The sequence below is a fragment of the Citrobacter sp. RHB25-C09 genome (assembly GCF_013836145.1).
In the GTDB taxonomy this organism is placed as follows: domain Bacteria; phylum Pseudomonadota; class Gammaproteobacteria; order Enterobacterales; family Enterobacteriaceae; genus Citrobacter_A.
Map to the genome: position 1 here is coordinate 3295312 of NZ_CP057483.1, position 9442 is coordinate 3304753.

General features: G+C 51.7%; 11 protein-coding genes. 3 read left to right on the plus strand and 8 right to left on the minus strand.

What is annotated here, in order from left to right; all coding sequences use genetic code 11:
* Positions 1 to 36 precede the first annotated feature (36 nt).
* On the plus strand, positions 37 to 321 hold the full coding sequence (xis, locus tag HVY19_RS15585) for an excisionase Xis (protein ID WP_181681413.1): 285 nt from the start codon (positions 37 to 39) through the stop codon (positions 319 to 321).
* On the opposite strand, the gene HVY19_RS15590 is transcribed toward xis, so the two are convergent.
* The 6 genes from HVY19_RS15590 to rseD all read right to left on the minus strand — a co-directional run bounded on the left by HVY19_RS15590 (position 299) and on the right by rseD (position 4881).
* Positions 299 to 1528 (minus strand): site-specific integrase, encoded by a 1230-nt coding sequence (locus tag HVY19_RS15590; protein ID WP_181681414.1) that lies wholly within the window; start codon positions 1526 to 1528, stop codon positions 299 to 301. The two genes, xis and HVY19_RS15590, sit on opposite strands and share 23 nt — an antisense overlap.
* Before the next feature lie 511 nt (positions 1529 to 2039).
* Entirely contained in the window at positions 2040 to 2519 is a 480-nt protein-coding gene (rseC, locus tag HVY19_RS15595) for a SoxR-reducing system protein RseC (protein WP_181681415.1), read from the minus strand.
* A complete protein-coding gene (gene rseB / locus HVY19_RS15600) occupies positions 2516 to 3472 on the minus strand; it encodes a sigma-E factor regulatory protein RseB (RefSeq protein ID WP_181681416.1) in 957 nt (318 codons plus the stop codon). Before rseB ends, rseC begins: the two co-directional genes overlap by 4 nt.
* Positions 3472 to 4122: an anti-sigma-E factor RseA gene (gene rseA / locus HVY19_RS15605; RefSeq protein WP_181681417.1), complete on the minus strand. Its 651-nt coding sequence runs from the start codon at positions 4120 to 4122 to the stop codon at positions 3472 to 3474. The genes rseB and rseA overlap by 1 nt, the downstream gene beginning before the upstream one ends.
* 31 nt (positions 4123 to 4153) lie before the next feature.
* The gene (gene rpoE / locus HVY19_RS15610) at positions 4154 to 4729 is read right to left on the minus strand and encodes an RNA polymerase sigma factor RpoE (RefSeq protein WP_181681418.1); all 576 of its coding nucleotides are present in this window, start codon (positions 4727 to 4729) and stop codon (positions 4154 to 4156) included.
* Positions 4726 to 4881, minus strand: coding sequence for a rpoE leader peptide RseD (gene rseD / locus HVY19_RS15615; RefSeq protein WP_181681419.1), 156 nt, complete (start codon positions 4879 to 4881; stop codon positions 4726 to 4728). Before rseD ends, rpoE begins: the two co-directional genes overlap by 4 nt.
* A 273-nt stretch (positions 4882 to 5154) precedes the next feature.
* On the opposite strand from rseD, the gene nadB reads away from it, so the two are divergent.
* On the plus strand, positions 5155 to 6777 hold the full coding sequence (nadB, locus tag HVY19_RS15620) for an L-aspartate oxidase (protein WP_181681420.1): 1623 nt from the start codon (positions 5155 to 5157) through the stop codon (positions 6775 to 6777).
* Here nadB and trmN read toward each other — a convergent pair.
* Positions 6762 to 7499: a tRNA(1)(Val) (adenine(37)-N(6))-methyltransferase TrmN gene (gene trmN, locus HVY19_RS15625; RefSeq protein ID WP_181681421.1), complete on the minus strand. Its 738-nt coding sequence runs from the start codon at positions 7497 to 7499 to the stop codon at positions 6762 to 6764. The two genes, nadB and trmN, sit on opposite strands and share 16 nt — an antisense overlap.
* A 129-nt stretch (positions 7500 to 7628) precedes the next feature.
* Here trmN and srmB point away from each other — a divergent pair, with 129 nt between their 5' ends.
* Entirely contained in the window at positions 7629 to 8963 is a 1335-nt protein-coding gene (gene srmB / locus HVY19_RS15630) for an ATP-dependent RNA helicase SrmB (RefSeq protein WP_181681422.1), read from the plus strand.
* 45 nt (positions 8964 to 9008) lie between these two features.
* On the opposite strand, the gene grcA is transcribed toward srmB, so the two are convergent.
* Entirely contained in the window at positions 9009 to 9392 is a 384-nt protein-coding gene (gene grcA, locus HVY19_RS15635; RefSeq protein ID WP_181681423.1) for an autonomous glycyl radical cofactor GrcA, read from the minus strand.
* Positions 9393 to 9442: the final 50 nt, after the last annotated feature.

Here is a 9442-nt window from a genome sequence, read left to right on the forward strand (position 1 = left end):
TCAATAACGGCCCCGGTCGGGGCCACTGGAGAGATGATGAGCAAAAAAATAAAAGACTTCGATCTGATGAGTACCCGAGAAATTTGCTGCCAATTGCGGATCTCAGCCAGAACGCTGGAGCGTTATCGTAAGCGACCGAGTAACAGTAACCCTTTCCCTGAACCAGACTGTTCATACATGGGAGGCTCTAACAAATGGCTGAAAACTAAAGTTCACGAGTGGCAAGTACGGGAAATGTCACGTTCAGTCCGGCGCCCTATGTCTCACCTGAATCTTCCCCGCGACAGCAAGGGACGTATTATCCGGTCTGACGTGGCGTGAATTCCAATACATCGGGCTCGATGATGCTCATCAGTCGAGCCCACCACTTACTATAGGCCTCTCTCATTTCTTCTATGTAAGTGTATTTGTCGTACACCGACCACACTCCAGGCAGTTTGTGTCCGAGCATCATCTCGGCAATATGCGGCTCAGTCAGCTCTGAGAAGTTCGTTCGAGCAGTCCTACGCAGATCATGAATCGTAAAGTGTGGCACCTGCTCGTTATACGCCTTCAACATGAACTTAACCAGGTTGCTGCTGATGCTCATATGAAAACCTTCGCTCATCGGTTTGTCTTCATATTTCGAGAAAACAAAGCGCCCCGGCGCCAGCTCGATCGCCCGCTTTATCAAGGGGAGCATTTCAGCGATGATAGGACGGATTATCGGTTTCTTACTCTTCCGCCCTGTCTTATGGTTTTCCCATGGAACAGTCCAGATCCCTTCTTCAAAATCAAAATGTGCGACTTCAGCCTGCCGGAGTTCGCCAACCCTGCACGCCCATATCAGTGACAATTTATAGAGGATCTTGTTTCGCTCAATTAGCCGGGAATCCTCAATAGCTCGCCAGACAATCGCCAGTTCTTTACGGTCCAGTGTTCGCTCGCCCATTTGTTTCTGGATGCCGAAATCACGACCAGACATTTCAGACAGTGGGTTAACCTCCAGCAACTGGCGTTTCACCGCCCACGAATAACACTGCCTCCCGTTACTGATCACCCGGCGGGTAATCTCACTGTAACCCTGTGCCAACCGGTCCAGAACAGTAAGCCAGTTGTGCAAAGTCAACTGATGCGCCGGATATTTCCCGAGTTTAGGAAAAACGTGAAGTTCGAACGTGCGCAGGATCTGTTCAGCCGTTTCTTTTTGGATGCACACCATGGAGTACCATTCGCGAAACAGTTCCTCGAAAGTGTACTGACTGTTAATTTTCGCTTTGTCGAGGCTCTGCCTGATTCGTGGATTTTCTCCCCGGGCAAGAATCGCGGCCCACTTAGCTACTTCATCGCGTGCGGCTTTTAATCCGAACTCCGGGTAGCTGCCGATCGTCATCTTGTCCTGCTTACCCAAGAAGCGGAATCGGTAGAAAAAAGTAACGGCGCCCTTTTTGGAAACACGCACCCACAGACCATCCCGATCTGCTTTCTCTTCAACTTTTTCGCGTTCGCGCCCGAGGCACGACTTTAGATAACTATCTGAAATAACCATGATTTATCCCTGCGTGTGTCCATCAGAACGAGAGGTTCCGTGTCCATCATAGAATATGGACGCACTGGTGGACACAAAAACCATGGCTTATGTTGTCGCAGGTTGGCTGTACATGCAACCAGTATTATTTTTGTAAGAGCTTATTTGATGGGGATCTTCAGGGGATTTTGTCGGAGGTTTGCGGAGGGTGACGAGGTGTCAATTATCGATGTGAGCAATGATCGAAAAGTTACGTATGTTCTTCATATAGTGAATTATTGTGCCTTACGCCTGGTTGGACAGGCTCTGAGAAGTCGCTGTTCTGAGCTTAACGTCTGTTTAACTGAAACGCCGCATTCTACACTACAACGTGAAGGCGAGGAAATGTTCCTGGAGTAAGGATAGCGGGAACTGGAAACAGCTTAGCAAAGTCAGTGAAAGTTTTGCCGGATGACAGTGCAAACGCCTGTTTCGGCCTACTCACGATATGCATGCGTAACTCTGATAAGCGCAGCATCATCAGGCAAAGATATCATTGACCATTTTCGGTTGAAGTCGTATCAACACGCACCAGTCCGGGCGGGAGTGCGACATTCAGAATGATCGGCTGCCAGGACTCGCGCTCGGCGAGCTTGCGAGAAAAACCACGGGCGATCAGGAACCCGCCGACACCGCCAAGCACCGCGCCGCTGAGTGCAGCGAGATCGGTGCCGAACAGTACCTGAAAAAGTGACGCCACGAGAAAGAGACCAACCAGCGGAGACAAATAAATCAGCATGGCAGAGCCCAGCAGGCTCCCTTCAGCAATACCCAACTCCACTTTCTGGCCAGGTTCTAGCGGGATATCGCTGGGTACGACGATCGTATGCGTTGTCTGCGGTCCCAGTTTATTCAGCACCCTACTGCCGCACCCAGCGCGGGATGCACAGCTGTTACAGGACGCTTTAACGTCGCAGCTGACTATCGCCTCACCATTGTGCCAGGAGACAACTGTCGCCCACTCTTTGATCATTGCGCGACTCCAAATTTGATGGCGTCGGCAATACGTTTCGCAGTTTGTGGCGGCAGTTCGCCCACAATGGTAATTTCCGCGTTATCGCGAACGCTGGTACTGACCGTTCTACGTCCGGTCCGCAACATCTGATCGGTGCTGGTCTGTGTTGCACGGTTCACGTTAACCGAGAAACTGAACAAGCCATCGGAATAAAGGCGCGATTCAATGGGCATATTGTCCATCGTTGGCAGAGGCCTGCGACCGCTGGATACTTCGCTAAAGCCTTTCGGCAACCAGCCGGGACTCCAGTTGAATTTCGCTTTTTCTCCCACCGGCACTGAAAGCAATGGCGGCAGATTGGCCTTTGAAAGCGTCTGCATGCTGTTGCCCACGTCCTGATTCACGGTAAACGCGATGACCCGGAACTGTTCTAACGTTTCGCCATCGCGATCCAGTAGATCGACACGCATCGGGAGTTTGGTTTCGGTATCCATCCAGACGATGTAGCTGTAACGCGTTCCGTCACGCGCCACAACGCGAATCACCTCGCACAGGCGATCGGCAATACGAGTTCGTCCCACGGAAATGAAATCATAATACGGGGCGAGGCGTTGGAAGTCGGTGTAAATAAGCGAAGGCAGAGAATCGACGATGTAATCACCGTTCAGGGTGAACGGCTCAAGACCAGGTTCGAAATAGCTTATTTCGTTACCACGTTGCACCACTTCACGACGGGGGCCATCCATCTGCAGCAGTTGTGCAAGCGGACGGTTTTCCAGCCGAGCATGACGATAACGCAGAGACTCTACGCCTTGTTTAGTGATGCTGACAAATGACAGCTCGTAAGTGAGTGACTGGCTGGCCAGATTCATCTGCTGCAACAACGCCCCGGACGCAGTGTTGGCCGAGGCGTTTACAGAGAAGAACAGGCTACCAGCCACAAGTGACATGGCAAACCAAAGTTGCTTCATTACTGCGATTGCGTTCCTAGAGTTTGAATTCCTGGCACCTGTACAGCAGCTTGCTGCGTTTGTGCCTTCTCAAACTGAAGCTGTTCGGAGTGCAGACGACGTTGCAGCTCATAATCCTGCAACATGGCGTTGATGCGTCGACGCTGCTCCTGTACCTGCTGCTGTTGTCCGCCGCTTGCGGTAGCGTCAGTAGGTACTCCCAGGCTGACCGGACTGGCTTTACCCATCATCGGTAAAGTATTGAATACCGGCGTTTCGGGCTGCTGGGACGTTTCAGATTGTCCATTATAGTGCTGGACACCAACGATAACTGCAAGCGATACGCACGCCGCCACGCCCATTTGGGTGAGTTGCGCTGCCCACGGACGCATTTTTTTCCAGAAAGGCATCTTCTGCCACTGGTGCGGTGCCGGTTGGGCTTCAGGAATTAATGGCGTCGTCTGGCGAACAGGCTCTTGTTCAATAGCAGCCATCACGCGAGCAGAAATATCGAAATGAAGCACGTCAGGCGTATCACCCCGCATGCTGTCGCGGATCAGATGATAGCCTTCCCAGGTTTTTTGCATTTCCGGGTCGTGAGCCAGTTCTTTGAGCAACTCACTGTCCAGCGTTTCGCCATCCATTAAAGCGGAAAGTTTTTCTTTCTGCATGCCTAATACCTTTTCCAGTATCCCGCTATCGTCAACGCCTGATAAGCGGTTGAACTTTATTATCAATAGCTTCCCGCGCCCTGAAGATACGTGAACGCACCGTACCTACCGGACAATCCATGATAGCGGCTATCTCTTCATAGCTCAGACCATCAAGCTCCCGTAAGGTTATTGCCATACGTAAATCTTCCGGGAGGGACTCAATAGTTCGGAAAACTATCTGTCTCAGCTCTTCTGACAACATTAAGTTCTCAGGGTTCGAAATTTCTTTCAGTGCACCGCCACTTTCGAAGTTTTCTGCTTCAATTGCATCTACATCGCTGGATGGCGGACGACGCCCCTGAGCTACCAGGTAATTCTTCGCTGTATTGACTGCGATACGATACAGCCAGGTATAAAAAGCACTATCTCCCCGGAACGAGTCCAGCGCACGATAGGCTTTTATTAATGATTCTTGCACCACATCAGGCACATCACCTGAGGGTACATAGCGGGAAACCAGGCTCGCCACCTTATGCTGGTAGCGCACCACCAGTAAGTTGAAAGCTTTCTGATCTCCCTTCTGGACCCGTTCCACAAGGGCCTGGTCCGTTAACTGCTCGCTCATCCGAGGTAAAGTCTCCTCAAGCCATAATTCCACGCGTTCGCGAAACGCCACTCCATTAGCTGCACTGTGAGCAAGCAATAGATTAGAGTGTCTTGTTTTTGTAAAGTTCCGTTACGCATCTGCTTTTTGTTTGTCATTTTGTAGACGGTCATTATCTCTCATTATAAGTCTACCGTGTCTGAACTACGCACATTCTGTTTAGATCTGGCGAGTAACTGCCTGAAGAGTAACCCAACGGCCGCTTTATTTCATCATCTAATCTGGCGCTTACGGCCCGCTACACACAATTAAGTCTGTGATCAGACATTCGCCAATAGCCCAACTCTATGTTTAGCGATTACAACACAACTCAAAATAAAACGTGCTGAATCGCGCATTATGGTGCTATGCTGACCAAACACTGTTTAGTACATTAAACAAAAATCATGAAAACCACTCCTGAACTCTCTTGTGACGTGTTGATCATCGGTAGCGGCGCTGCCGGATTGTCTCTGGCACTGCGTCTTGCCGAAAAACACCAGGTAATAGTGCTGAGCAAAGGCCCGGTCAGCGAAGGTTCCACTTTTTATGCTCAGGGTGGGATCGCCGCCGTTTTCGACGAGACGGACAGCATCGATTCACATGTCGAAGATACGCTCATTGCCGGTGCCGGTATCTGCGATCGGCATGCAGTGCAATTTGTCGCCAGTAATGCCCGCTCCTGCGTACAGTGGCTGATCGATCAGGGCGTGCTTTTTGATACCCACGTTCAGCCTAATGGTGAGGAAAGTTATCATCTGACGAGAGAAGGCGGCCATAGTCATCGTCGCATTTTGCATGCCGCCGATGCCACCGGCAAAGAAGTGGAAACCACATTAGTCAGTCAGGCGCAGAATCATCCCAATATCAGAGTACTCGAACGCAGCAACGCCGTGGATTTGATTATCTCTGACAAAATTGGTCTGCCGGGAACCCGCCGGGTAGTGGGTGCCTGGATCTGGAATCGTAATAAAGAGACTGTTGAAACCTGCCACGCAAAATCCGTCGTCCTGGCGACCGGCGGCGCGTCTAAGGTCTACCAATACACGACGAACCCCGATATCTCTTCCGGCGACGGTATCGCCATGGCCTGGCGTGCAGGATGCAGGGTCGCTAACCTCGAATTTAATCAGTTTCACCCCACCGCGCTTTATCACCCGCAGGCACGTAATTTTCTCCTCACCGAAGCGTTACGCGGCGAAGGGGCTTACCTTAAGCGCCCGGATGGCACTCGCTTTATGCCGGACTTTGACGAACGAGGCGAACTGGCCCCGCGTGATATCGTTGCCCGTGCCATTGACCATGAAATGAAACGTCTCGGTGCAGACTGCATGTTCCTTGATATCAGCCATAAACCAGAGGAGTTTGTGCGTCAGCATTTCCCGATGATTTATGAAAAGCTGCTGGGCCTTGGGATAGACCTGACGAAAGAGTCGGTTCCCATTGTTCCTGCGGCGCATTACACCTGTGGCGGTGTGATGGTCGATGACTATGGACGTACCGATGTCGATGGGCTGTATGCGATTGGTGAAGTGAGCTACACCGGGTTGCATGGTGCAAACAGGATGGCGTCGAACTCGCTGCTGGAATGTCTGGTATATGGCTGGTCAGCCGCTGAAGATATCGACAGGCGGATGCCTTACGCTCGCGGCGTCAACACACTTCCCGCCTGGGATGAAAGTCGTGTGGAAAATCCGGATGAGTTGGTGGTGATTCAACATAACTGGCATGAGCTGCGTTTATTTATGTGGGACTACGTCGGCATAGTGCGCACCACCAAACGCCTGGAGCGTGCCCTGCGGCGTATCACGATGTTGCAACAAGAGATCGATGAATATTACGCTCACTTCCGCGTGTCGAACAATTTGCTGGAACTGCGCAACCTGGTGCAGGTTGCGGAACTGATCGTGCGCTGCGCAATGATGCGTAAAGAGAGCCGTGGGCTTCACTACACGCTCGATTACCCCGAGCTACAGGCCGACTCGGGTCCGTCGATTCTTTCGCCGTTAACGGCTTACATAAACAGGTAAAAGGCCTGGGTCAGCGCCGTGTAGCCTTCGGAATAACGCTGATCTAGCCCTCGAATCACCAGCCTGTCGCTGAAGCATTCTCCCTTTTTTGGCGAGAATGCCAGCAACACCCGATGCGGCAAGCGCGCTTCCGTCTCTGCCACATCAGTCCGCAAGCGCAGATGCCAGCCCATACTTAACGCCTGCTGGGTAAATGAATGACCGATATTCTCCGGCAGGACCACGCATAAAAACCCTTCTTCAGTAATCAAGCCCGTCGCGGTCGCCAGCAGCGCCGAATGGTCCAGCGTCGTGGTATATCGCGCCTGCTCCCGCTGAGGCGTAGCGCATTCAACGCCCTGTTCATAATAAGGGGGATTGCTGATGATAAGATCGTATTTCGCCGTCTGGCGCGCAGCCCAAAGCTGAACATCCTCTGCGTGAACGGTCACGCGATTCGCCCAGTTTGACTGCGAGATGTTTTCCTGAGCCTGAGCAGCCGCGTCGTTGTCCAGTTCAACCGCATCGAGAGTGACGTTGTCATCGGTACGTTGTGCCAGCATCAAGGCCAGCAACCCGCTGCCCGTGCCGATATCAAGGATCTTCTTTACCCCGGCAACGGGTGCCCACGCCCCCAATAGAATTCCGTCCGTTCCAACTTTCATTGCACAGCGATCGTGCGCGATAAAAAACTGCTTAAAAGTAAATCCATTACGACGAAGGAAGGATGTAGACTGGGGCATGAAATAAAAACCTTGCAGAAATACGGCGATAGCACCGGAAGAAACAATACCTGAGAAGCGATATCCATACAAACAGATGAAGATTACAGCCGTAACGTCTATAATCAGCGCCCCACACAGAGGTAGAACATGACTGTAACGACTTTTTCCGAACTTGAACTCGATGAAAGCCTGCTGGAAGCCCTCCAGGAAAAAGGTTTCACTCGCCCGACCGCCATTCAGGCTGCCGCCATTCCGCCTGCGCTCGAAGGCCGTGATGTACTCGGTTCTGCGCCGACAGGCACCGGTAAAACGGCGGCATATCTGCTGCCCGCGTTGCAGCACCTGCTCGACTTCCCGCGCAAAAAATCAGGGCCGCCACGTATTTTAATCCTTACGCCGACACGCGAACTGGCGATGCAGGTTGCGGATCATGCCCGTGAACTGGCAAAGAATACGCACCTGGACATCGCGACGATTACCGGTGGCGTTGCGTATATGAACCACGCCGAAGTCTTTAGTGAAAACCAGGATATCGTGGTCGCCACCACCGGTCGTCTGCTGCAGTACATAAAAGAAGAGAATTTTGACTGCCGCGCAGTTGAAACGCTGATCCTTGATGAAGCTGACCGTATGCTGGATATGGGTTTTGCTCAGGATATCGAACATATCGCGGGTGAAACCCGCTGGCGTAAGCAAACCCTACTGTTCTCCGCGACGCTGGAAGGCGATGCCATTAAAGATTTTGCTGAACGTCTGCTGGAAGATCCGGTAGAAGTTTCCGCGATCCCATCCACCCGTGAGCGTAAAAAAATTCACCAGTGGTACTACCGTGCGGATAATTTCGAACATAAATTCGAGTTGTTGAAGCATCTGCTAAAACAGGATGATGCGACGCGCACCATCGTATTCGTACGTAAGCGTGAGCGCGTTCATGAATTAGCCGAAAAGCTGCGTCTGGCAGGAATCAACAACTGCTATCTTGAAGGCGAGATGGCGCAGATCAAACGTAACGAAGGCATTAAGCGTCTCACCGACGGTCGCGTTAACGTACTGGTTGCCACTGACGTTGCCGCCCGTGGGATCGATATTCCTGATGTGAGCCACGTCATTAACTTCGACATGCCGCGCAGCGGGGATACCTATCTTCACCGCATCGGCCGTACGGGCCGTGCAGGCCGTAAAGGTACCGCGATTTCTCTGGTGGAAGCGCACGATCATCTGTTGCTACTGAAAATTGGCCGCTATATCGAAGAGCCGCTAAAATCACGCGTTATTGATGAGCTTCGCCCCACCTCACGTGCACCGAGTGAAAAGATGACGGGCAAACCATCGAAGAAAGCACTCGCGAAACGTGAAGAGAAGAAAAAAGAGAAACAAAAAGAGAAGCCGCGTGTGAAGGTTCGCCATCGCGACGCCAAAAATATCGGTAAGCGCCGTAAGCCGAGCGGTACGAATACGCCAGCGCAGACGGACAAAGAGTAAAAAAACGCCGGGATAAACCCGGCGTTTTTAATTGAACGTTAAGCCTTACAGGCTTTCAGTAAAGGTACGAGCGATAACGTCGCGCTGTTGTTCTGGCGTCAGTGAGTTGAAACGCACGGCATAACCAGAAACACGGATGGTCAGCTGCGGATATTTTTCCGGATGCTTAACGGCATCTTCCAGCGTTTCGCGGCGCAGAACGTTAACGTTCAAATGCTGACCACCTTCCACGCGAACTTCCGGTTTCACTTCCATCGGAATTTCACGGTACTCAATTTCACCCAGTTTGCTTACTGCGACCACTTCGTCTTCTGAATAACCTGCTTTTGCAACGATGCAACGTGCTTCACCTTTTTCGCTGTCCAGCAGCCAAAAGGAATTCAGCAGGTCGTCATTTGCGGCTTTAGTAATCTGGATACCTGTAATCATGTGATGCCTCCCCGGCAATTTTAATTGATTAGAGTTGGTCGACACGCGGC